The 22,407-nt window shown below is 61.3% G+C and carries 28 protein-coding genes; 24 read left to right on the top strand and 4 right to left on the bottom strand.

The window, feature by feature from the left end; genetic code table 11:
- Nucleotides 1–36: 36 nt before the first annotated feature.
- Entirely contained in the window at nt 37–615 is a 579-nt protein-coding gene (locus G7025_RS21875) for a Maf family protein (protein WP_181081172.1), read from the bottom strand.
- Between the two features lie 105 nt (nt 616–720).
- Here G7025_RS21875 and G7025_RS21870 point away from each other — a divergent pair, with 105 nt between their 5' ends.
- From G7025_RS21870 to G7025_RS21775, 20 genes are all read left to right on the top strand, one after another.
- Complete coding sequence (locus tag G7025_RS21870) at nt 721–1,251, top strand: YceD family protein (RefSeq protein ID WP_181081171.1); 531 nt, start codon at nt 721–723, stop codon at nt 1,249–1,251.
- Nucleotides 1,252–1,264: 13 nt separating this feature from the next.
- Nucleotides 1,265–1,447 (top strand): 50S ribosomal protein L32, encoded by a 183-nt coding sequence (rpmF, locus tag G7025_RS21865; protein ID WP_003179396.1) that lies wholly within the window; start codon nt 1,265–1,267, stop codon nt 1,445–1,447.
- Between the two features lie 4 nt (nt 1,448–1,451).
- Complete coding sequence (plsX, locus tag G7025_RS21860) at nt 1,452–2,462, top strand: phosphate acyltransferase PlsX (RefSeq protein WP_181081170.1); 1,011 nt, start codon at nt 1,452–1,454, stop codon at nt 2,460–2,462.
- Nucleotides 2,463–2,588: 126 nt separating this feature from the next.
- Nucleotides 2,589–3,527 carry an ACP S-malonyltransferase gene (fabD, locus tag G7025_RS21855; protein WP_181081169.1) on the top strand — a complete coding sequence of 313 codons (939 nt, stop codon included), beginning with the start codon at nt 2,589–2,591 and terminating at the stop codon, nt 3,525–3,527.
- 15 nt (nt 3,528–3,542) lie between these two features.
- A complete protein-coding gene (fabG, locus tag G7025_RS21850; RefSeq protein WP_034139026.1) occupies nt 3,543–4,286 on the top strand; it encodes a 3-oxoacyl-ACP reductase FabG in 744 nt (247 codons plus the stop codon).
- Between the two features lie 191 nt (nt 4,287–4,477).
- Complete coding sequence (gene acpP / locus G7025_RS21845) at nt 4,478–4,714, top strand: acyl carrier protein (protein ID WP_007987170.1); 237 nt, start codon at nt 4,478–4,480, stop codon at nt 4,712–4,714.
- A gap of 128 nt (nt 4,715–4,842) precedes the next feature.
- On the top strand, nt 4,843–6,087 hold the full coding sequence (fabF, locus tag G7025_RS21840; RefSeq protein ID WP_181081168.1) for a beta-ketoacyl-ACP synthase II: 1,245 nt from the start codon (nt 4,843–4,845) through the stop codon (nt 6,085–6,087).
- Entirely contained in the window at nt 6,087–6,902 is an 816-nt protein-coding gene (gene pabC / locus G7025_RS21835; RefSeq protein WP_181081167.1) for an aminodeoxychorismate lyase, read from the top strand. Before fabF ends, pabC begins: the two co-directional genes overlap by 1 nt.
- Before the next feature lies 1 nt (nt 6,903).
- Nucleotides 6,904–8,013 (top strand): endolytic transglycosylase MltG, encoded by a 1,110-nt coding sequence (gene mltG, locus G7025_RS21830; protein WP_181081166.1) that lies wholly within the window; start codon nt 6,904–6,906, stop codon nt 8,011–8,013.
- Nucleotides 8,014–8,032: 19 nt separating this feature from the next.
- Entirely contained in the window at nt 8,033–8,665 is a 633-nt protein-coding gene (gene tmk / locus G7025_RS21825) for a dTMP kinase (RefSeq protein ID WP_181081165.1), read from the top strand.
- Nucleotides 8,658–9,647 (top strand): DNA polymerase III subunit delta', encoded by a 990-nt coding sequence (locus G7025_RS21820; RefSeq protein WP_181081164.1) that lies wholly within the window; start codon nt 8,658–8,660, stop codon nt 9,645–9,647. Before tmk ends, G7025_RS21820 begins: the two co-directional genes overlap by 8 nt.
- A gap of 66 nt (nt 9,648–9,713) precedes the next feature.
- Nucleotides 9,714–10,499, top strand: coding sequence for a TatD family hydrolase (locus tag G7025_RS21815; protein WP_181081163.1), 786 nt, complete (start codon nt 9,714–9,716; stop codon nt 10,497–10,499).
- Between the two features lie 442 nt (nt 10,500–10,941).
- Nucleotides 10,942–11,610 (top strand): TetR/AcrR family transcriptional regulator, encoded by a 669-nt coding sequence (locus tag G7025_RS21810; protein ID WP_181081162.1) that lies wholly within the window; start codon nt 10,942–10,944, stop codon nt 11,608–11,610.
- 111 nt (nt 11,611–11,721) lie between these two features.
- The gene (locus G7025_RS21805; protein WP_181081161.1) at nt 11,722–12,690 is read left to right on the top strand and encodes a GTP 3',8-cyclase MoaA; all 969 of its coding nucleotides are present in this window, start codon (nt 11,722–11,724) and stop codon (nt 12,688–12,690) included.
- Between the two features lie 81 nt (nt 12,691–12,771).
- Nucleotides 12,772–13,377, top strand: a complete 606-nt coding sequence (locus G7025_RS21800; RefSeq protein ID WP_181081160.1) for a DUF4823 domain-containing protein — start codon at nt 12,772–12,774, stop codon at nt 13,375–13,377.
- A gap of 22 nt (nt 13,378–13,399) precedes the next feature.
- Complete coding sequence (locus G7025_RS21795) at nt 13,400–13,960, top strand: DUF1285 domain-containing protein (protein ID WP_181081159.1); 561 nt, start codon at nt 13,400–13,402, stop codon at nt 13,958–13,960.
- Between the two features lie 70 nt (nt 13,961–14,030).
- Nucleotides 14,031–14,744 (top strand): GntR family transcriptional regulator, encoded by a 714-nt coding sequence (locus G7025_RS21790; protein WP_181081158.1) that lies wholly within the window; start codon nt 14,031–14,033, stop codon nt 14,742–14,744.
- Entirely contained in the window at nt 14,741–15,754 is a 1,014-nt protein-coding gene (locus G7025_RS21785; RefSeq protein WP_181081157.1) for an ADP-ribosylglycohydrolase family protein, read from the top strand. Before G7025_RS21790 ends, G7025_RS21785 begins: the two co-directional genes overlap by 4 nt.
- A 73-nt stretch (nt 15,755–15,827) precedes the next feature.
- Nucleotides 15,828–17,294, top strand: a complete 1,467-nt coding sequence (locus G7025_RS21780; protein WP_181081156.1) for a purine-cytosine permease family protein — start codon at nt 15,828–15,830, stop codon at nt 17,292–17,294.
- A complete protein-coding gene (locus G7025_RS21775; RefSeq protein WP_181081155.1) occupies nt 17,287–18,204 on the top strand; it encodes a PfkB family carbohydrate kinase in 918 nt (305 codons plus the stop codon). The genes G7025_RS21780 and G7025_RS21775 overlap by 8 nt, the downstream gene beginning before the upstream one ends.
- 61 nt (nt 18,205–18,265) lie before the next feature.
- Here the strand turns inward: G7025_RS21775 and G7025_RS21770 are convergent, their stop codons facing one another.
- From G7025_RS21770 to G7025_RS21760, 3 genes are read right to left on the bottom strand one after another with little or no spacing between them, the layout of a single operon-like run.
- Entirely contained in the window at nt 18,266–18,646 is a 381-nt protein-coding gene (locus tag G7025_RS21770; RefSeq protein WP_181081154.1) for a Rho termination factor N-terminal domain-containing protein, read from the bottom strand.
- Between the two features lie 50 nt (nt 18,647–18,696).
- Nucleotides 18,697–18,963 carry a hypothetical protein gene (locus G7025_RS21765; RefSeq protein WP_181081153.1) on the bottom strand — a complete coding sequence of 89 codons (267 nt, stop codon included), beginning with the start codon at nt 18,961–18,963 and terminating at the stop codon, nt 18,697–18,699.
- 51 nt (nt 18,964–19,014) lie between these two features.
- Entirely contained in the window at nt 19,015–19,347 is a 333-nt protein-coding gene (locus tag G7025_RS21760; RefSeq protein WP_181081152.1) for a hypothetical protein, read from the bottom strand.
- Between the two features lie 219 nt (nt 19,348–19,566).
- On the opposite strand from G7025_RS21760, the gene G7025_RS21755 reads away from it, so the two are divergent.
- The 4 genes from G7025_RS21755 to G7025_RS21740 all read left to right on the top strand — a co-directional run.
- Entirely contained in the window at nt 19,567–20,046 is a 480-nt protein-coding gene (locus G7025_RS21755) for a GNAT family N-acetyltransferase (protein WP_181081151.1), read from the top strand.
- Nucleotides 20,047–20,215: 169 nt separating this feature from the next.
- A complete protein-coding gene (locus G7025_RS21750) occupies nt 20,216–21,037 on the top strand; it encodes an SDR family oxidoreductase (RefSeq protein WP_181081150.1) in 822 nt (273 codons plus the stop codon).
- A 38-nt stretch (nt 21,038–21,075) separates the two neighbouring features.
- Nucleotides 21,076–22,065, top strand: coding sequence for a substrate-binding domain-containing protein (locus G7025_RS21745; RefSeq protein ID WP_181081149.1), 990 nt, complete (start codon nt 21,076–21,078; stop codon nt 22,063–22,065).
- Nucleotides 22,062–22,407: ATP-binding cassette domain-containing protein (locus tag G7025_RS21740; RefSeq protein ID WP_181081148.1), on the top strand; the 346-nt coding region annotated here is incomplete at its 3' end. The genes G7025_RS21745 and G7025_RS21740, both read left to right, overlap by 4 nt.

Raw genomic sequence — 22,407 nt, 5'->3', positions numbered from 1 at the left:
GACGGAGCTTGCTCCCTCCCGCATTTGGTTGTGTTCTTAAGGGAGTTGCACGCCTTCGCTGAGCAGCATATCCACCAGCCGAATCAATGGTAAGCCGACCAGGCTGGTCGCGTCCGGCCCTTCGGTGCTTTGGAACAAGCTCACGCCCAACCCTTCCGCCTTGAAGCTGCCCGCGCAGTCGTACGGCTGCTCGATCTGCAGGTAGCGCTCGATGCGCGCTGCATCCAGTTCGCGCATGTGCACAGTGAACGGCACGCAGTCCACCTGGCAGTGCCCCGTCTCGCTGTTGAGCAGGGCCAGGCCGGTGAGGAAGCTGACACGCTTGCCACTGGCGGCCAATAACTGCTCGCGCGCATTTTCGAACGTGTGGGGCTTGCCGATGATGCGGCCTTCCAGCGTGGCAACCTGGTCTGAACCGATGATCAGGTGGCCTGGGTGGCTGGCGGCGAGGGCATGGGCTTTCTGTTTGGCCAGGCGCTTGACCAAGTCTGTGGCGGACTCATTTGCAGCGTGGCTTTCGTCGATATCCGGCGAGCGGCAGATGAACGGCAGATGCAGGCGACTGAGCAGTTCCCGGCGATAAACCGAGCTGGAAGCGAGTAATAAAGGCAGCATATACGTCTCCTCAAGGCAGCCGCCGATTCTAGCGGGGCGACCGGCTGACGCACAGGGCTGAATTTCCTTTGACATGGCTGGGTGCATCCCTATAATGCTGCGCCTATGTTGAATGACCCGATTCCACCTCACGTTGACCCGCGCAAATTGGCTGATCGTGGCACCTCCCTTCAAGGTGAAGTGCTGCTGGCCGATTTGGAGAGACTCTGCGACCCGCTTTCCGACACTGTCGGTACGGTGCAGGCCAAATTCGATTTTGAACGAGATGAACGTAAATCTGTGGTGATCCACAGTTTTATCGACACCGAAGTCAAAATGGTTTGCCAGCGTTGTCTTGAGCTGGTCACCCTGCCGATCCACAGCGAATGCAGTTACGCCGTGGTGAAGGAGGGTGCGAATACCCAGTCGTTGCCGAAAGGTTATGACGTGCTGGAACTGGGCGAAGATCCATTGGATCTGCATGCACTGATCGAGGAGGAGCTTCTGCTCGCCTTGCCCATTGTGCCTGCTCATCATCCGGAAGAATGCCAGCAGCCGGCGGGCCTCGATGCCGAGCCCGAACCGAGCGAGGACGAGGTAACGCGGTCCAACCCGTTCAGTGTATTGGCGCAGTTAAAGCGTGACCCAAACGTTTAGGAGTTAATCAATTATGGCTGTTCAGCAGAACAAAAAATCCCGCTCCGCCCGTGACATGCGCCGTTCGCACGACGCTCTCGAGGCAAGCACCCTGTCCGTGGAAAAGACCACTGGTGAAGTTCACCTGCGTCACCACGTATCGCCAGAAGGCGTATACCGTGGCCGTAAAGTGATCGACAAGGGCGCTGACGAGTAATCACTTGTCTGCTCTCGTCATCGCGATTGACGCAATGGGCGGGGACTTCGGTCCCCGCAGCATTGTTCAGGCCTGCCTTGCCAGCCTGTGCGCTACACCCTCGTTGCACCTGACCCTCGTCGGTCAACCCTCCCTCCTTGAAGAACTGATTGCCAGCCATCCGGCGGTGGATCGCGCGCGCCTGAGCATTGTGCCGGCCAGCGAAACCATCACGATGGATGAAAAGCCGTCGGCGGCCTTGCGCGGCAAGCCTGACTCTTCAATGCGGGTGGCCCTGGAGCTGTTGCGCGACGGCAAGGTGCAGGCTTGCGTCAGTGCGGGTAATACCGGGGCCTTGATGGCGTTGTCGCGGCATGTGCTCAAGACGCTGCCCGGGATTGATCGTCCGGCGATGGTGGCGGCGATTCCGACGCAGAATGGCTATTGCCAGTTGCTGGACCTGGGCGCGAACGTGGACTGCAGCGCCGAGCACCTGTTCCAGTTTGCCGTGATGGGCTCGGTAGCCGCCGAAGCGCTGGGCGTGGCACGGCCGCGCGTAGCGTTGTTGAATATCGGCACCGAAGACATCAAGGGCAACCAGCAGGTCAAGCTCGCCGCGACGCTGTTGCAGCAAGCGCGCGGGCTGAACTACATCGGATTTGTCGAGGGCGATGGTTTGTACCGAGGCGAAGCGGATGTGGTGGTGTGCGACGGATTTGTCGGCAATATCCTGCTCAAGTCCAGCGAGGGCCTGGCGACCATGATCGCCTCGCGTATCGAAGTGTTGTTCAGACGCAACCTGGCATCGCGCCTGGTGGGCGCCCTGGCGCTACCGCTGATGCGGCGCCTGCAGGCCGACCTGGCCCCGGCGCGGCATAATGGGGCGAGTTTTCTGGGGCTGCAGGGCATCGTGGTGAAAAGCCATGGTTCGGCCGGGGTCGAAGGCTTCCAGAGTGCGATTGCCCGTGCGGTGATCGAGATTCAGGAAAACCTGCCGCAGCGCTTGCACGGCCGTCTCGAGGACTTGTTGCCTTAGGCGAATCGGCCCGGGAATGCTTAAATGTGACCGGCCAGTTCAATTGACCATCCAATCTGTCAGTTTCGTGCGCTCCCACCGTAGGAGCGACCATTTCCGACGACCAGATCATTAGGGGCTTGTTACATGTCTACATCCCTCGCATTCGTCTTTCCAGGGCAGGGTTCGCAGTCCCTCGGCATGTTGGCCGAGCTGGGCGCGCTATACCCGTTGATCCTGGACACTTTCAAGGAAGCTTCCGACGCCCTGGGTTACGACCTGTGGGCCCTGACCCAGCAAGGGCCGGAAGAGCAGCTCAATCAGACCGATAAAACCCAACCGGCCATCCTGACCGCTTCGATCGCCCTGTGGCGCTTGTGGCTGGCAGAAGGCGGCGCGCGTCCGGCGTTTGTTGCCGGTCACAGTCTGGGTGAATACAGCGCGCTGGTAGCGGCGGGCAGCCTGACCCTCGCTGAAGCGGTCAAGCTGGTCGAACGTCGTGGCCAGTTGATGCAAGAGGCCGTTCCGGCCGGGCAGGGCGGCATGGCCGCGATCCTGGGCCTGGACGATGCCGTGGTGATTGAAGCCTGCGCCGAAGCGGCCCGGGGCGAAGTCGTCAGCGCGGTGAACTTCAACTCCCCTGGCCAGGTGGTGATCGCCGGTGCCAAGGCTGCCGTCGAGCGCGCCATCGAAGGCTGCAAGGCTCGTGGGGCCAAGCGCGCGCTGCCGCTGCCGGTGAGCGTGCCGTCGCACTGCGAACTGATGCGTCCGGCTGCCGAGCGCTTTGCCGAAGCCATCGCCGCCATCGACTGGCAGGCGCCGCAGATTCCGCTGGTTCAGAACGTCAGCGCCGCCGTGGCTGCCGACCTCGACACCCTCAAGCGCGACCTGCTGGAGCAACTCTACAAGCCGGTTCGCTGGGTCGAATCGGTGCAGACCCTGGCGGCCAAGGGCGCGACCGAACTGGTCGAATGCGGCCCAGGCAAAGTGCTGGCCGGTCTGAATAAACGCTGCGCCGAGGGCGTGTCCACTTCCAACCTCAACACCCCAGACGCTTTCGCTGCCGCTCGCGCAGCACAAGCTTGAACAGGAGAAACCTGCATGAGTCTGCAAGGTAAAGTTGCACTGGTTACCGGCGCCAGCCGTGGCATCGGCCAGGCGATCGCCCTGGAGCTGGGCCGTCAGGGCGCCGTTGTGATCGGCACCGCCACATCCGCCTCGGGCGCCGAGCGTATTGCCGCCACCCTGAAGGAAAATGGCGTTCAAGGCACCGGCCTTGAGCTGAACGTGACCAGCGATGAGTCCGTGGCCGCTGTACTGGCAGAGATCACCGCACAGTTCGGCGCGCCGTCGATCCTGGTCAATAACGCCGGCATCACCCGCGATAACCTGATGATGCGCATGAAAGACGACGAGTGGTACGACGTGGTCGACACCAACCTGAACAGTCTGTTTCGCCTGTCCAAGGGTGTTTTGCGCGGCATGACCAAGGCGCGTTGGGGCCGAATTATCAATATTGGTTCCGTAGTGGGTGCCATGGGCAACGCAGGCCAAGTAAACTACGCTGCCGCCAAAGCCGGCCTGGAAGGTTTCAGCCGCGCACTGGCGCGTGAAGTCGGTTCGCGTTCGATTACGGTCAACTCGGTGGCCCCTGGGTTCATCGACACCGATATGACTCGCGAACTGCCGGAAGCACAGCGTGAAGCCTTGCTGACGCAGATTCCGCTGGGTCGTCTGGGCCAGGCTCAAGAGATCGCGAATGTGGTCACTTTCCTGGCATCCGACGGTGCGGCATACGTGACTGGGGCTACAATCCCGGTTAACGGCGGGATGTACATGAGTTAAATTGTGACGGATCGCTTCAAAAAAATGTCATACGAGCTGTCTAAAATCCGTTATAAAGCTGCAACTTAATTTATAGGCGGGTGGCCGAGCGGGTTCGGGGTGAAGCTTTCAGTTGAAAAGCTGAAATGGCTTTCTATACACTTACCCACTGGCCAGCTGCCTGAATTTGTCCATTAGGAGTTAAACAAGGTATGAGCACCATCGAAGAGCGCGTCAAGAAAATCGTCGCCGAGCAACTGGGCGTTAAGGAAGAAGAAGTGGTCAACACTGCTTCCTTCGTAGAAGACCTGGGTGCCGATTCCCTTGACACCGTTGAGCTGGTGATGGCTCTGGAAGAGGAATTCGAGACCGAAATCCCGGACGAAGAAGCTGAAAAAATCACTACTGTTCAAGCTGCCATCGACTACGTTACTGCCCACCAGGCGTAATAGTTTGTAGTCGTCGCTTGCTGTCAGGGAAAAACCGCACTGCTGTAACGGCGTGCGGTTTTTTCTTTAGCTCCAATGAAAAGTGAGCGCTGAAGCATAGTGTCGTCATCATGAAAAAGGAGAGTGCTGTGTCGCGTAGACGCGTCGTAGTCACCGGTATGGGTATGTTGTCGCCACTGGGTACGGATGTGCCGAGCAGTTGGCAGGGCATTCTGGCTGGCCGCAGTGGCATTGGTCTGATCGAACATACGGACCTTTCTGCCTATTCCACCCGTTTTGGCGGCTCGGTAAAAGGGTTCAACGTCGAGGAATATCTCTCGATCAAAGAGTCCCGCAAGCTCGACCTGTTCATTCAATACGGCCTGGCCGCCGGTTTCCAGGCAGTGCGTAACGCCGGCCTGGAAGTCACCGACGCCAACCGTGAGCGCATCGGCGTAGCCATGGGGTCGGGTATTGGCGGTTTGACCAATATCGAAGACACCAGCCGCACGCTGCATGAGACGGGCCCACGTCGAATTTCACCGTTTTTTGTACCGGGCTCGATCATCAATATGATTTCCGGTTTCCTGTCCATCCACCTGGGCGCACAGGGGCCTAACTACGCGATTGCCACGGCGTGCACCACGGGCACCCACTGCATCGGCATGGCGGCGCGCAACATCGCCTATGACGAGGCGGACGTGATGATTGCGGGCGGCGCGGAAATGGCTGCCTGCGGCCTCGGCATGGGCGGCTTCGGTGCTTCCCGTGCACTGTCGACGCGCAACGACGAACCGACCCGTGCCAGCCGTCCCTGGGACAAAGGCCGTGATGGCTTCGTATTGTCCGACGGTGCAGGGGCTCTGGTCCTGGAAGAGTTGGAGCATGCCAAGGCGCGTGGTGCCACCATCTACGCCGAGCTGATCGGCTTTGGCATGAGCGGCGACGCCTACCACATGACTTCGCCACCGTCCGACGGTGCCGGCGCTGCGCGGTGCATCACCAATGCGCTGCGTGATGCAAAGGTCAATGCGGACCAGGTGCACTACATCAATGCCCATGGCACCTCGACCCCTACCGGCGACCTGGCGGAAGCCGAGGCCATCAAGTCGGTATTCGGCGAGCACGCCTATAAGCTGGCGGTCAGCTCCACCAAGTCCATGACCGGGCACCTGTTGGGTGCGGCGGGCGCGGTCGAGGCGATCTTCAGTGTGATGGCCATCAAGGATCAGGTCGCTCCGCCGACCATTAACCTGGATGAGCCGGACGAAGGCTGCGACCTGAACTTCGTACCTCACGAAGCGCAGCCGATGCCGATCGATGTCGCCATTTCCAACTCGTTTGGCTTTGGCGGCACCAACGGCTCTCTGGTGTTCCGCCGGTTCGCCGAGTGATGCACAGCTGGGTCGACGGTCAGCCAGCGGACGCCGTGCCCCTGAAAGACCGCGGCCTGGCATACGGCGATGGTCTGTTCGAGACCATTGCCGTCAAGGCCGGGCAGCCTGTGCTGCTCGACCGGCATCTGCAGCGCCTGCACGAGGGCTGCAGGCGCCTCGCCTTTGCGGTCGATCACGTGCTCGTACGCGGTGAGGTGCAGGCCTATGCCGCCGCCCTCGGCGACGGTGTTCTCAAGTTGATCCTTACTCGGGGCGACAGCCTGCGTGGTTATGGCATCAACCCCGACGCCCCCGTGCGTCGAGTGATTCAGGGCAGCCCGCCCGCATCCTATCCGCAGGCCCATGGAACCGTCGGTATCCGTCTGTTTTCATGCGCCACTCGCCTCGCCGAGCAACCGCTGCTGGCCGGTCTCAAGCACCTCAACCGCCTGGAACAGGTGATTGCCCGCGCCGAGTGGCAGGACGCCGAGCACGCCGAAGGCTTGATGCTGGATACGTCCGGGCGTGTCATCGAAGGCGTGTTCAGCAATTTATTCATTGTAAGCAACGGCTTGTTACTAACCGCCGATCTGAAGCGTTGTGGGGTTGCCGGCGTCATGCGCGCCGAGATTCTGGCCCAGGCTCAAGTGCTGGGCGTCCCGGTGGCCGTGGCCGACATCAGCCTGGAGCAGTTGCGTCAGGCTGACGAAGTCTTCACCTGCAACAGCATTTATGGCATTTGGCCGGTGCGTGAGTGCGCTGCGATGAGCTGGTCGGTTGGCCCGCTCACCCGTAAACTGCAGGGCATTGTTCGCGCGCTATTGGATATTTGAGTTGATACGAAAACTGGTTGTACTGCTGCTGATCGGTCTGTTCTGCGCCGGTTTGCTGTTGGGCTTTTCTGCCTGGAAACTCGACTCTGCCCTTACGCAGCCCTTGAAGCTGACTCAGGAGCAATTGCTCGATGTACCCTCCGGGGCGACGCCCACCGGCACCTTCAACCGCCTCGAAGCCGACGGCGTGCTTGACGACGCTTTCTGGCTGCGCCTGTACTGGCGCTTCAACCTGGACGGCCAGCCGCTGCACAGCGGCGAATATCGCATGACCCCCGGCATGACTGCCCAAGGGCTGATCGGCCTGTGGCAACGCGGCGAAGTGGTGCAATACGGCCTTACATTGGTCGAAGGCTGGAATTTCCGTCAGGTACGCGCGGCGTTGGCCAAGCACGAAAAGATTGTGCAGACCTTGTCGGGGCTGACGGACAGCGAAGTCATGGACAAGCTCGGCCATCCCGGTGTGTTCCCGGAGGGACGGTTCTTCCCTGACACCTACCGTTTTGTGCGCGGTATGACCGACGTCGAGGTCCTTAAAAAAGCCTATAACCGCCTGGACGACGTGCTGGCCCAGGAATGGAGCAAGCGCGCCGCCGATGTGCCGTACACCGAGCCCTATCAAGCCTTGATCATGGCATCGTTGGTGGAGAAGGAAACTGGCGTACCCGAAGAGCGCGGGCAGATTGCCGGCGTGTTTGTGCGCCGCATGAAGATCGGCATGCTGCTGCAGACCGACCCCACGGTGATCTACGGCCTGGGCGAACGTTACAACGGCAAGTTGACCCGCGCCCATCTCAAGGAAGCCAACCCGTATAACACTTACATGGTGGCCGGCTTGCCGCCGACGCCGATCGCCATGGTCGGCCGTGAGGCGATTCATGCGGCGTTGAACCCCGCGCCGGGCAGCAGCCTGTATTTTGTCGCGCGTGGCGATGGCAGCCATATTTTCTCGGATGACCTGGATGCGCATAATGCGGCCGTGCGTGAGTTTCAGCTCAAGCGGCGGGCCGATTATCGCTCCAGCCCGGCGCCGGCGGTGAAACCGTCCGAGCCGGCGGCACCTGCGACCGATGCCGCCCCGGACGCCGCCGCACCGCAAAGCCCGCAATGACTCTGACTAAGGACCGCCTGTGACTGGCTTGTTTATTACCCTGGAAGGCCCGGAAGGCGCCGGCAAAAGCACCAATCGCGATTACCTGGCAGAGCGCTTGCGTGCAGAGGGTATCGAGGTGGTGTTGACCCGTGAGCCGGGCGGAACCCCGCTGGCCGAGCGCATCCGGGAAGTGTTGCTGGCTCCGGGCGAAGAACAGATGAACCCGGACACCGAGTTGCTGCTGGTGTTCGCTGCCCGTGCCCAGCATCTGGCCGAGGTCATCCGCCCGGCCCTGGCGCGTGGTGCCGTAGTGATCTGCGACCGTTTTACCGATTCCACCTACGCGTACCAGGGCGGTGGCCGTGGCCTGTGCCTGGAACGTATCGCTACGCTGGAAGCGTTCGTGCAGGGCCAACTGCGTCCTGACCTGACCCTGCTGTTCGATCTGCCGGTGGAAGTGGGCATGGCCCGCGCCAGTGCCCGAGGTCGCCTGGACCGTTTCGAGCAGGAGGGCCAGGCGTTTTTCGACGCCGTGCGCAGCGCCTTCCTCACGCGGGCCGCAGCCGAACCCGCGCGCTATCACCTGCTGGATGCGGCGCAACCGTTGAGCCATGTGCAGCGCGCCATCGACACACTGTTGCCGACGCTCTTGGAGCGTGCCCGTGGTTGAAGCCTATCCGTGGCAGGACGGCCTCTGGCAGCAATTGGCCGGTCGTGCCCAGCACGCCCATGCGTACTTGTTGCATGGCCCGGCGGGGATCGGTAAGCGCCACCTGGCCGAGCGCCTCATGGCCAGCCTGCTGTGCCAGCGGCCGGTTAATCTGCAGGCCTGCGGTGGATGCAAATCCTGCATGCTGCTCAAGGCAGGCAGCCACCCGGACAATTACCTGCTCGAACCCGAAGAAGCCGACAAGGCGATCAAGGTCGACCAGGTGCGTGATCTGGTCAGTTTTGTGGTGCAGACCGCGCAGATGGGCGGGCGCAAAGTGGTATTGATCGAGCCGGTGGAGGCGATGAACATCAACGCCGCCAACGCCTTGCTCAAAAGTCTTGAAGAACCTTCCGGCGATACCGTGTTGTTGCTGGTCAGCCATCAGTCCAGCCGTTTGCTACCGACCATTCGCAGCCGTTGCGTGCAGCAGGCGTGCCCCTTGCCGAGCGAGGCCATGAGCCTGCAGTGGCTGGGACAGGCTCTGCCGGATTGCTCTGCTGAGGAACGTGTGGAGTTATTGACCCTGGCCGCAGGCTCGCCATTGGCTGCCGTCAAGCTGCAGGCCCAGGGCGTGCGCGAACAGCGATCCCTGGTAGTGGAGGGCGTGAAGAAGTTGCTCAAACAGGAATTGTCCGCTACGCAGTTGGCCGAAACGGCCTGGAAGGACATCCCCTTACTGCTACTGTTCGACTGGTTCTGCGACTGGTCGAGCCTGATCCTGCGTTATCAGTTGACCCAGGACGAAAACGGTCTTGGCTTGCCGGACATGCGCAAAGTGGTGCAGTACCTTGCGCAGAAAAGCCCTCAGGACAAGGTGCTGAACATCCAGGACTGGATCCTTGCCCAACGCCAGAAAGTCCTTGGCAAGGCCAACCTCAACCGTGTGCTGCTGCTTGAAGCGCTGCTGGTGCAATGGGTTGGCCTGCTCGGGCGCCGTTAATCCCTCGATGGCCGACGGGTGTATCGTTGGCCGGACATTTACCGTGATTTCAAGTCGTACCTTCTTATGCTCGTAGATTCCCATTGCCACCTTGACCGTCTTGACCTTGCCCAGCACGCAGGCTCCCTTGACGCCGCCCTCGAAGCGGCGCGCCAGCGCGGGGTCGGGCATTTCCTGTGCATCGGCGTCAGTGCTGAAAACGCCGCCGACGTCAAAGCCCTCGCCGATCGCTATGCCGATGTGGATTGTTCGGTGGGTATCCACCCGCTGGACCTCAAACCCGGCGAAGCGCCGGCGCTTGAGTGGCTGCTGGCGGAACTCAATCACCCGCGCGTCGTGGCCATCGGTGAAACCGGCCTGGACTACCATTACGAGCCCGAAGCCGCCGAGTTGCAGCAGGCTTCCTTTCGTTTGCACCTGCAGGCTGCCCGCCAAACCGGCAAGCCAGTGATCGTCCACACCCGCGGCGCGCGTGCCGACACCCTGGCCCTGCTGCGCGAAGCCGCGTTGCCCCAGGGCGGCGTGCTGCACTGCTTCACCGAGGACTGGGACATGGCCAGGGCTGCCCTGGACCTGGGCTTCTACATCTCGTTGTCGGGGATCGTTACTTTCCGCAATGCCGATGCGCTGCGCGACGTGGCGCGGCAAGTGCCGGCCGACCGCTTGCTGGTGGAGACCGACTCGCCCTACCTGGCGCCCATCCCTCATCGCGGCAAGCCCAACCTGCCGGAGTATGTGCGCGACGTAGCGGAGTACCTGGCGATGTTGCGCGGGGAACCCTACGAGCGGTTCGCCGAGCAGACCACCGAAAACTTCAAGCGCTTGTTCCCATTGGCTCACGTAGCGGGTTGAAGGCCAAATCACAGGCAAAAAAAACCCGGGTTCTGGGGGGTGAATCCGGGCTAAGACCATTAGGAGTAAAACAAGGGCACTCAGTCCGTCGGTACCCAGGTCGGCGCTTCACTTGGGGGAGATGTCACGCCGACAGTTGAAGTATTGATCAGTATCCCATTCAGTCCAGTGGCGGCTGGTCGTTTTTTAAACAGATTTGGAATACGTGCGCTTCAGTTGAGTTCTCATTGAGCGGAGGGCAACGGTGGATGTTGCGTATTATTTCTGACTGATCGGCGCCTATTCGTTGGCGTGTTGTCATTAAAGTGCCGGGTCGGTTCACATAGGCGTTGCCCAACGACCGTTCAGTCGGGATAATCCCTCGCATCGGGTAAATCGTATCGTCACGTGTCCGTGGCCTTGCGCAACCCTCCCTCTACCGACCTCTGCAGACCTCTTCCTCATGCACAAAGAACCCCGTAAGGTCCGTGAGTTTCGCCGCCGTGAGCAGGAAATTCTCGACACCGCGCTCAAATTGTTTCTCGAACAGGGTGAAGACAGCGTCACCGTCGAGATGATTGCGGATGCCGTAGGTATCGGCAAAGGCACTATCTATAAGCACTTCAAATCCAAAGCCGAGATCTATCTGCGCCTGATGCTCGACTATGAGCGCGATTTGAATGAGCTGCTGCATTCGGCTGACGTGGACAAGGATAAAGAAGCCCTGTCCCGCGCCTATTTCGAGTTCCGCATGCGTGACCCGCAGCGCTATCGCCTGTTCGATCGTCTGGAAGAGAAAGTGGTGAAAGGCCATCAAGTCCCGGAGATGGTTGAAGAGCTGCACAAGATTCGCGCGTCCAACTTCGAACGGCTGACCCTGTTGATCAAGGGCCGTATCAGCGAAGGCAAGCTTGAAGATGTGCCGCCGTATTTCCACTACTGCGCCGCCTGGGCGCTGGTGCACGGTGCGGTCGCGCTGTATCACTCGCCGTTCTGGAGCAATGTGCTGGAAGATCAGGAAGGTTTCTTCCAGTTCCTGATGGACATTGGCGTGCGCATGGGCAATAAGCGCAAGCACAGCAGTGAGCCTGCGCTGGAAGCGGCTCCCGCCGAAACGCCCGCCACGCAATGATTTGCTGCCAGGTGCAGTAACCCAGGAATATACTCAGGCAAGGACCTTGCTAAAAGCTGATTTATAGGTCAGTTTTTAGCGCGCCCGAATTAACCGCTGCCGGAGTGATCCATGATCGTTGATCGTCAAGGCAGGCGTTTTCGCAATCTGCGAATCAGCCTGACCTCAGCCTGCAATTATGCGTGTACCTACTGCGTGCCTGACGGCAAGCGGCTGGTGGCTGCCCAGGACGAACTCTCGGCTCAGGCCATGGCGCGTGGCGTGGCGTATCTGATTGAAGCGGCGGGTATCGAGCGCCTGCGCATCACCGGCGGTGAGCCGCTGGTGAGCCCCAAACTGGAGGCTTTTCTGGGCGCTGTGGGTGGGATGGGGCTCAGTGATATCAGCTTGACCACCAATGGTCAGTTGCTGGCGCGCAAATTGCCGCTGTTGGTGGACGCCGGCATCCGTCGCATCAACGTTTCCCTCGACACGCTGGACGCCGGGGCGTTTCGCAGCATCGCCCGTGGCGGCGACCTGGCGACCGTGCTGGATGGCATGGACCAGGCGCGTGCCGCCGGGCTCAAGATCAAAGTCAACATGGTGCCCCTGCGCGGCCAGAACCTGGACCAGGTCATGCCGTTGCTCGACTATTGCCTGGAACGCGGCTACGAACTGCGCTTTATCGAACTGATGCGCATGGGCCATCTGGCCAATGATTCGAACGCATTCCTGCAGCAATTCGTCAGTCTGCAACAATTGCTCAGCCTGATCGGCGAGCACCACGAATACCTGCAGGCCAACGCCCCCGTGGACGCTACCGCTGTACGCTACGAAGTGCCTGGCAAAGGCCATTTCGGCGTGATTGCCAACGAGAGCGTGCCATTCTGTCGTACCTGTTCGCGGCTGCGTCTGTCATCCACCGGCTGGTTGCATGGCTGCCTGTCGTCGAGCAACCGCCATTACGTCGGCGACTTGCTCGACAAGCCTCGCCACCAGGCGCTGCCTGCGCTGCAGGGCCTGTTGATGAAGGCTCTGGGCGACAAACAGGAAGTGGCCTTCTCCGGCGGTGCAACCGTCATGAAGATTATTGGCGGCTGACGCCGAGCGGCTCCCCTGGCCCAGAACCTGCATCTCGTGCCCATTCGCCGGTTTTCCGTCACCGGCCTCTGGAGGATTAGGATGCGTAGTCTGGTGTTATTGCTGGCGTCGTTGACGCTGAGTGGCTGCATGACCGTCAGCGATATGGCCGAAGGCACCCGCTATCAGATGAGTGACGCCGGGTTGCTGGACCACAGCGATACCCGCCGCACCGCGTCGATTCGCGTGCAGCCCGATTCGTTCATCTTCATCGCCCAGGGGGCCTTCGTACCGCCCGGCAGTGCCTATCCGCGTCCCAACGTGGTGGCCGAGGAAGCCTTCAACGGTTTCGTCGAGTACTTCCCCATGGTACGTCGCGCGCGCCAACCCGAAGGCCTCGAGCAAGCCATGGCGGAAGCCCGTGCGGCGGGCGCCCATTACCTGTTGTATTGCCGCTTCGCCAAGGCCGACGACCGTATCGGCAACGCCGATGAATGGGCCGATCAGGAGGCGCTTGACCGCGTTGGCGTGGACAGCGGTGTCATCCAGATCATGTTGATCGAGACCAGCACCCAGTATTTGATTGATACTGCACGCATTCGCAGTCGTGGCGGTTTACTGACATTCCACGACAACAAGCCACAAGACCTGATTGCCCGCCCACTGGCGCAGTACGCACGCGGCCTGCTGGGCATGAGTGATCAGTAGGTTCGTCAACCAGGGAGAACCCATGACCGATTCCGCCAAAACCAATGATCTCTTGGCCCAACTGCCAAAAGGCAAGGGCCCGGCGCCGGTGCATCTGTGGAACCCGGATTTCTGCGGCAATATCGACATGCGTATCGCTCGGGACGGTACGTGGTATTACCAGGGCACGCCGATCGGGCGCAAGCCGATGGTCAAGCTGTTCTCCAACATCATTCGCCGCGACGGTGATGATTATTTCCTGATCACGCCGGTGGAAAAAGTCGGGATCGTGGTCGACGATGCACCCTTCGTTGCGGTGACGCTCGAGGTCGAAGGCGAGGGTGAACGTCAGCAATTGCGCTTCACCACTAACGTCGACGAGCAGATCGAGGCTGGCCCTGAACATCCGCTGCGGGTGGTGATTGATCCGGTTACCGACGAGCCGTCGCCTTATCTTTGCGTACGCAACAACCTCGAAGCGCTGGTGCATCGCAATGTGTTCTACCAGTTGGTAGAACTGGCGGTGAGCCGTCCGATCAATGGGCAAAACTGGCTTGGGGTCTGGAGCGGCGGAGCGTTCTTTGTGATTGGCCTGGAGCCGTGAGTTCAGTTTTTACACGGCCCTGACATAATTCGCTTGCCGCTGATGGGGGCTTTCGGTTATCAATTTGTACATGATTAGACATGTCCGATTTGATAAGAAAAAACGCGTCGTCGACGAACTCATTCGCCGTATCGAAGGCGGGGTGATGGCCGACGGTTTCCTGCTGCCGGGGGAGCACCAGTTGGCTGAAGAGTTTGCGGTCAGCCGAGGCACGTTGCGCGAGGCACTGGCCGAACTCAAGCGGCGCAATTACATCGCCACCCAAAGCGGGGTCGGCTCCATCGTCACCTTCGATGGCATGGTGCTCGATCAAGCCAATGGCTGGGCCCAGGCCCTGGCCGACACGGGCGCACTGGTGAACACCGAGGTGCTGCGCCTGGAAGCTGTGACGCGAGAGGACCTGCGCAGCCGCTTCGGCAGCGACCAATTCATCGCCCTCGACCGCCGCCGGCGCACTACCGACGGCACTGCCGTGTCCTTGGAGCGCTCGTTGATGCCGGCCTCCGGGAGTCTGGAAAGCCTGCCCCGCGTGGGCTTGATCGACAATTCCCTGACCATCACCCTCGCGGCCTACGGCTATATCGGCGCCGACGGCGATCAGTGGATCGGTGCCGAGCCTCTGAGCGCTGCGGACGCCGAGTTGCTCGGGCGTACGGCCGGCACAGTGTTTCTGAAGGCGTCACGCACCACCTATGACCGCCGTGGGCGTTTCATGGAGTACGTCGAAAGCCTTCTAGACCCTGTGCACTTTCGCCTGCACCTGCAATTCGGAACCGCCAAATGACTCCGCATGACCGCGCCCTCGGCGCCTTCTACGGCCTGGCCCTGGGCGATGCCCTGGGCATGCCCACCCAGTCTCTGAGCCGTGAACAGGTTCGCGCGCGTTTCGGCGCTATCACCACGCTGGTCGACGCCCACGCCGACCAGCCCATCGCCCCCAACATGCCGGCCGGCTCCATCACCGATGACACCGAACAAGCCATCCTCGTGGGCGAGCTGCTGGTGCAGGGGCAGGGCACGATCCAACCCTCGGTGCTCGCCCATCGGCTGATCGAATGGGAAGCGAGCATGCGCGCCAAGGGCTCCCAGGATTTGCTCGGCCCTTCCACCAAGCGCGCCATCGACATGATCCTCGCCGGCCATACCCCGGAAGAGTCCGGGCGCTATGGCACCACCAACGGCGCCGCCATGCGCATTACGCCCGTGGGCATTGCCGCCGACGTCAACGACTCGGCGCGGTTTATCCAGGCGGTGATCCAGGCGTGCCAGGTCACCCATAACACCACCTTGGGGATTTCCAGCGCGGCGGCGGTGGCGGCGGTGGTCTCGGCCGGCATCAACGGTGCGGACCTGGGCGAAGCCTTGAACATCGGCACTCAAATGGCCCAGCAGGCTGAAACCCACGGGCATTGGATTGCCGGCGGGCGGATTTCCACCCGCATCAGTTGGGCGCGTACCCTGAGCGTCGGCAGTGGCGACACGGCGCTGTTCGCCGACTTGCTGTACGAGTTGATCGGCACTTCCGTTGCCTCCCAGGAGTCGGTGGTGGTGTCGTTCGCCCTTGCGCAGCAAGTGGCGGTGGGCAAGCTGACGGCGCTGGATGCCCTGTGCCTGGCCGCCAGCCTCGGCGGGGACACCGACACCATCGCGGCCATGCTCGGCGCCATGCTCGGCGCTTGCCTGGGCATGCCGTGCTGGCCGTCGGCGATGATCGAGCAGATCAGGCGGGTCAATGGCCTGGATCTGCAGCCCCTGGTCCAGGGGCTGCTGGCCTTGCGTCAAGCACATGATTGAACAGTCAGGATGACGGGTTAACCCTCTAACCATTTGCCATCACATAACAACTACAGGCATCAGGAGCACCACGATGGGCAGCATGACTTCCGGCCAAGGCGCCGGGCAATTGGAAACACGCGGTATCGAGCCCGTTCCGGAAGGGGAGTGCAACGGCCACCCGCTGCAACTGTTCTGGGTGTGGTTCGCCGCCAATATCAGCATCCTCGGTTTGCCGCTGGGCGCCACGTTGGTGGCGTTTCGCGGCCTGGCGATCTGGCAGGCAGTGATCGTGGCAATCCTCGGCGCCGCCGGTTCCTTTGCCGTGGTGGGCATCATTTCCATCGCCGGCCGACGGGGCCGCGCGCCCAGCCTGACACTGTCCCGAGCCATTTTCGGCGTGCGCGGCAATATCGGTCCGACGCTGGTCTCGCTGATGTCGCGCCTGGGCTGGGAAACCGTCAACACCACCACCGCCGCGTTTGTGCTGCTGTCGCTGTGTTCGATTCTGTTCGGCTCGGCGGTCGAGGCCAAAAGCGCGCCGGTGCTGACCCTGATCTTTATCGGCATCTTCGTGCTGCTGACCCTGGCCGTCTCCGGCCTGGGCCACGCCACCTTGCTGGTGATCCAGAAGTGGGCCACCTATGTGTTCGGTGCGCTGAACATCCTGGTGGGCGGTTTTCTCTGCGCCACCATCGACTGGAGTGCCGTCTTCAACGCCGCCCCGGCTCCGCTGAGCGCGATGATCATCGGCATCGGCACCATGGCCGCCGGTACCGGTATCGGCTGGGCCAATGCCGGTGCCGATATGTCGCGCTACCAGCACCGCAGCGTCAAGGCCGCACGACTGGTGGCGTCCGCCGCATTTGGCGCGGGTATCCCGCTGGTACTGTTGATCACCCTCGGCGGTCTGCTGTCGGTGGGCAACAATGACCTGGCGGCGGCCACGGACCCGATCATCGCGATCCGCGACATGCTGCCCACCTGGATGGCCGTGCCGTACCTGATCACCGCGTTCGGCGGGCTGTTGCTGTCAAACAACCTGTCGGTGTATTCGGCCGGCCTCACCACCTTGACGCTCGGCCTGAAGGTCAAGCGCGTGCATGCGGTGATCGTCGATATCGTGGCGATTTTCGCCGGTTCGATTTACTTCATGCTGATCGCCGACAGTTTCTATGGCCCGTTCATCACCTTCATTTCGCTGCTGGCGGTGCCGATTACTGCGTGGGTCGGGATCTTCGTGGTCGATCTGATTCACCGTCACTACTACAGCGCCAAGGATTTGCTGGACGTCAGCCCCAGCAGCGCCTATTGGTATCGCGGCGGCGTGGAATGGCGCGCGTTCGGCGCCTGGGCCGTGGCGATCGTGTTGGGTTTCAGCTTCACCACCATTGGCACCACCGCCGACAACATCTGGTTTGCCGGACCATTGTCTGATTCCTGGCTGGGCCACAACGGCCTGGGCTGGATCGTAACGTTCCTAGTTGCGGGTGGCCTTTATGCCGTACTGGGTGGCGCCTCCGATCGCCGTCCGGCGCTGGTCGAGGGCGCGCATGTATAGGTTGCTGCACACCGGTCAGGTTATTGTCGACCTGGTCATGGCCCTCGATGCGTTGCCCGAATCCGGTGGCGACGTGTTGGCGCAATCGGCCAGCTTCGAAACCGGCGGGGGCTTCAACGTGATGGCCGCCGCACGCCGCAACGGGATGCCGGTGGTGTACCTGGGGCGCCATGGTACCGGGCGTTTCGGCGACCTGGCCCGCGCGGCAATGCAGGCGGACGGCATCGAGATAGCCCTTGCGCCCAGCACTGGCAAGGACACCGGCTTGTGCGTTGCCCTGACCGAAGCGTCCACGGAGCGCACCTTCATTTCCCGCCTCGGCGCCGAGGGTGACCTCAGTGCCGAAGACCTCGCCAGCGTGGCGCCGCATGCAGGTGATTATGTCTATGTGAGCGGCTACAGCCTGTTATTGGAAGGCAAGGCGCAACCGCTGATTGACTGGGTGCTGGCGCTGCCGCGCGCCATTGTGGTGGTGTTCGATCCGGGGCCTTTGGTCAAAGCGCCTGATTCGGCCCTGATGCATGTACTGCTGCCGCGCATCGATATCTGGACCAGTAACGCTCCCGAGGCGCTGGCATTCACCGGCGCGGTGGACATCGCGCAGGCCCTGTCCGCGCTCGCTCGGCACCTGCCCGCCGACGCGCTGCTGGTGGTGCGCGACGGGCCGAATGGCTGCTGGGTAGGGAGGGGCGCCCACATCGACCACGTGCCGGGGTTCAAGGTACGGGCAGTGGACAGCAACGGCGCCGGGGATGCGCACGCAGGGGTAATGATGGCCGGCCTTGCCCAAGGCCTCACGCCGGTGGAATCGGCGCGCCGTGCCAATGCCGCAGCGGCATTGGCGGTGACCCGTCGGGGCCCGGCCACATCGCCGGGCGCTGGCGAAGTCGACGCTTTCCTCAACGGATAACACGCCACCGATGTGAGGACGTGCGCGCCCTCACATCGGTGACATTGGCGTCAGAGCAGGGTTAACGCGCCTTCTTCAACGCCTCGATCAATTCATCCTTGCGCATGCTCGAACGCCCGGGGATATCCTTCGCCCGAGCTTCTTTGAGCAAGCTTTGCTTGGTCTGGGCGCTTAACGCCGCACGGCTGTTGCGCGGATGTCCCTCGCGGCTGGCGGCAGCGCGTTTGGCCGATGCCTGACGATCCTCGGCTTTCTTCGCCGGGGCCTTGCGCTGGCCGGAACCGCCGGCTTTTTCGCCACCACCGGATTGCTTGTTGACCGTGGCCCAGGCGCGCGCTTCGGCTTCGGCCTTTGGCACGCCTTTATCCTCGTAACTGTGCTCGATACGGGCGGCTTTGCGTTTCTGTGCGGCGGTGTATTTGGCTTTGCTTCCAAGAGGCATTGCGATACTCCTACTGGCCCTGTCGCCAGGGCCAGACCAGACAAAATGAATTACTGAGCGTCTGCGCTTTCCAGCTTGCGCGCTTCATCGACACCCGACGCGGTCAGCTTGATCGGCAGGTTCAACGCATATTCACCGGCAGCGTCGGTGGTCACATGACCATCCTTGATCAATCCACGGTCCTGGAGGAACGCCAAGGCACTGGCGACCTCTTTTTCGCCGCGGTAGTTGTCCAGCACTTCCTTGCCCAAACCGTGGGGATGGGCGTGCAGCAGGCGGGTGAGGACTTCTTTTTCAAGGTTCTTATCGACGTTCATGCGTACCTCTTCATGGGGAAATGATCGGGTGTTCGGCTGGCGTACGATGGATCAAGGTGTCGGTTGTTTAGGCGCGCCCGGCAGGTTCGAGTCGTCGCCTTTGTTGATCTTCGGCTCGTTCACCGATGGACCCATCTTGCCATTGCCTACCGCAGCCGGTGCCTGGCGCTGGGTGTCGTGGCCCTGGGTGTGCGGGTCGGCGGCGTTGGTGTTATCGATCACCGCGCCGCCATTGGTGTCCAGGCCCGTGCCCATGGACTTCTGCGATTCGGTGGTGGCGTCCGGGTTGGTCGGGCCGGTGGACGAAGTCGCCGCGAAGCTGCTCAGGGAAACCGCGGACAGCAGGCCGGCGAGGGCGAGGGCAGCACATTTGGAATGGTTCATGAGGGTGTCTCCATATGATTAATGTCCTTACCCTCTATTGGTCAGCCGGTGTTTATTGATCGTGCCTTAAGGGCGACGAACGGTATCAAGTCGCCTGTAAGAATTTGTGTGACAGCGCACCCGGCCACAACGACGGCACCCCGCAGCGCATAAAATTGCGCTGCAATCGCTCATCGAAGCGTCTTAATATGTGGCCTTTCACATTGCCAAGGCTCGCCCATGACCATCGAGATTCGTCCCGCCGTGCCCAGTGACGCTGCGCAGATCCTGACTTTCATCACCGAGCTCGCCGAGTACGAAAAGGCCCGGCATGAGGTGATCGCCAGCGTGGCGGATATCCAGCGCAGCCTGTTTGGCGAAGGTGCGACTGCCCATGGCCTGATCTGCTCGCGAGACGGTGTGCCGATCGGCTTCGCGGTATTCTTTTTCAGCTACTCCACCTGGCTGGGCAGCAACTGTTTGTACCTCGAAGACCTCTACATCAACCCGGAACAACGCGGCGGCGGGGCAGGCAAGAAGCTGTTGCGCCACTTGGCCAAGATCGCCTTCGACAACGGCTGTGGTCGTTTCGAGTGGAGCGTGCTGGACTGGAACGAGCCGGCGATTGCTTTCTATAAGTCCATCGGCGCCCAGCCCCAGGAAGAGTGGGTGCGTTATCGCATGGAAGGCGACGCGTTGCGCGACTTTGCCTTGGGCTGAGGCTGAAAGCCGCCGTAGCGATTGCTCAATAAACCGGCATCTTAATGCCGGTTTTTTTATATCTTCTCTCACATTATGGGATGCAAATTTATATATTGAGATGTTTCGGGGTCTGGGTTTATAGTCGGCGGCATCAGCACTCACTACCAAAAATAAAACAGGTGAAGCGATGCAGGCACAACCGTTGTCCTTACCCGTGGTGCCCGAGCCTACCTACGGCGAGCGTCTCAAAAGCAAGGTGGTGATTATCACCGGTGCCGCCCAAGGCATTGGCGAGGCAATCGTCGCGTGTTTCCAGGCCCAGCAGGCGCAGTTGGTGATCGGCGATATCCAGGGTGAGAAAGTCCAAGCCGTAGCCGCCCGCTGGCGCGAACGTGGCGCCCGGATCCATGCGCTGCCTATCGATATCACCGTGAAGGAGCAGTGGCAGGCGCTGGTCAGCCTGGCCATCGAGCGTTTCGGGCGCGTGGATGTGTTGGTCAACTGCGCCGGCGTCAATGTGTTCCGTGACCCATTGGAGATGACCGACGAAGACTGGCGCCGCTGCTTCGCCATCGACCTCGACGGAGCCTGGTTCGGCTGCCGCACGGTGCTGCCGCACATGATCGAACAGGGCATCGGCAACATCATCAATATCGCTTCCACCCATTCCAGTCACATCATTCCCGGTTGCTTCCCGTACCCGGTCGCCAAGCATGGCCTGCTCGGCCTGACCCGTGCCCTGGGCATCGAATATGCGCCCAAAGGCATCCGCGTAAATGCCATCGCGCCGGGTTATATCGAAACCCAACTCAATGTGGACTACTGGAACGGTTTCCCCGACCCCCACGCCGAGCGTCAGCGCGCCTTCGACCTGCACCCACCCAAGCGCATCGGCCAGCCGGTCGAGGTGGCGATGACGGCGCTGTTCCTGGCCACCGACGAAGCGCCTTTTATCAATGCCACCTGCCTGATGATCGATGGCGGGCGGTCTGTGATGTACCACGACTAAAACCCGCTGCTCTCCCATAACAACAAGAGGTGCCGTTCATGAAAAAAGCCTTACGTGTGCTTGCTACCGCCGTTGCGCTCAGCGGCCTCAGTTCCTTCGCCCTGGCCGCCGAACCCGTCAAAATCGGTTTTCTGGTCAAACAGGCCGAAGAACCCTGGTTCCAGACCGAGTGGGCCTTCGCCGAAAAAGCCGGCAAGGAGCATGGCTTTACCGTGATCAAGATCGCCGTGCCCGACGGCGAAAAAACCCTCTCGGCCATCGACAGCCTGGCCGCCAACGGCGCCAAGGGTTTTGTGATCTGCCCGCCGGATGTGTCCCTCGGCCCGGCTATCGTGGCTAAGGCCAAAGTCAACGACCTGAAAGTCATGGCGGTGGACGACCGTTTTGTCGATGCCAAGGGCAAGTTCATGGAAGACGTGCCGTACCTGGGTATGGCGGCCTTTGAAGTGGGCCAGAAGCAGGGCGCGGCCATGGCGGATGAAGCGAAAAAACGCGGCTGGGACTGGAAAGAAACTTACGCGGTGATTACCACCTACAACGAACTCGATACCGGCAAGAAACGCACCGACGGTTCGATGGATTCGCTGAAAAAAGCCGGCATCCCTGCAGACCATATCCTCACCGCACCGCTGAAAACCCTCGACGTTCCCGGCAGCATGGACGCCACCAACTCGGCCCTGGTCAAACTGCCCGGCGCGGCGAAAAACCTGATCATCGGCGGCATGAACGACAACACCGTGCTCGGCGGCGTACGCGCCACCGAAGCGGCCGGTTTCAAGGCGGCTAATGTGATCGGTATCGGCATCAACGGCACCGACGCCATCGGCGAGCTGAAAAAACCGAACAGCGGCTTCTTCGGCTCGATGCTGCCAAGCCCGCATATCGAGGGTTACAACACCGCGTTGGCGATGTACGAGTGGGTCACCACCGGTAAGGAACCGGCCAAGTACACCGCCATGGATGAAGTCACCCTGATCACCCGCGCCAACTTCCAGGAAGAACTGACCAAGATCGGGCTGTGGAAATGACCGCTGCGGCTTTGCGCTTCGACGGCATCGGCAAAACCTTCCCCGGCGTCAAGGCGCTGGACGGTATCTGCTTCACCGCCCACCCGGGGCAGGTGCACGCCTTGATGGGCGAAAACGGCGCGGGCAAGTCGACGCTGCTGAAGATCCTCGGCGGGGCCTATATCCCGAGCAGCGGCACGGTGCAGATCGGCACGCAGACCATGGCCTTCAAATGCGCCGCCGACAGCATCGCCAGCGGCGTGGCGGTGATTCACCAGGAGCTGCATCTGGTGCCGGAAATGAGCGTGGCCGAGAATCTGTTCCTCGGCCATTTGCCCACGCGCTGGGGCGTGGTCAACCGTG

The sequence above is a fragment of the Pseudomonas lurida genome (assembly GCF_013522705.1).
In the GTDB taxonomy this organism is placed as follows: domain Bacteria; phylum Pseudomonadota; class Gammaproteobacteria; order Pseudomonadales; family Pseudomonadaceae; genus Aquipseudomonas; species Aquipseudomonas quebecensis.
This window is presented reverse-complemented; position numbering and strand designations above follow the sequence as displayed.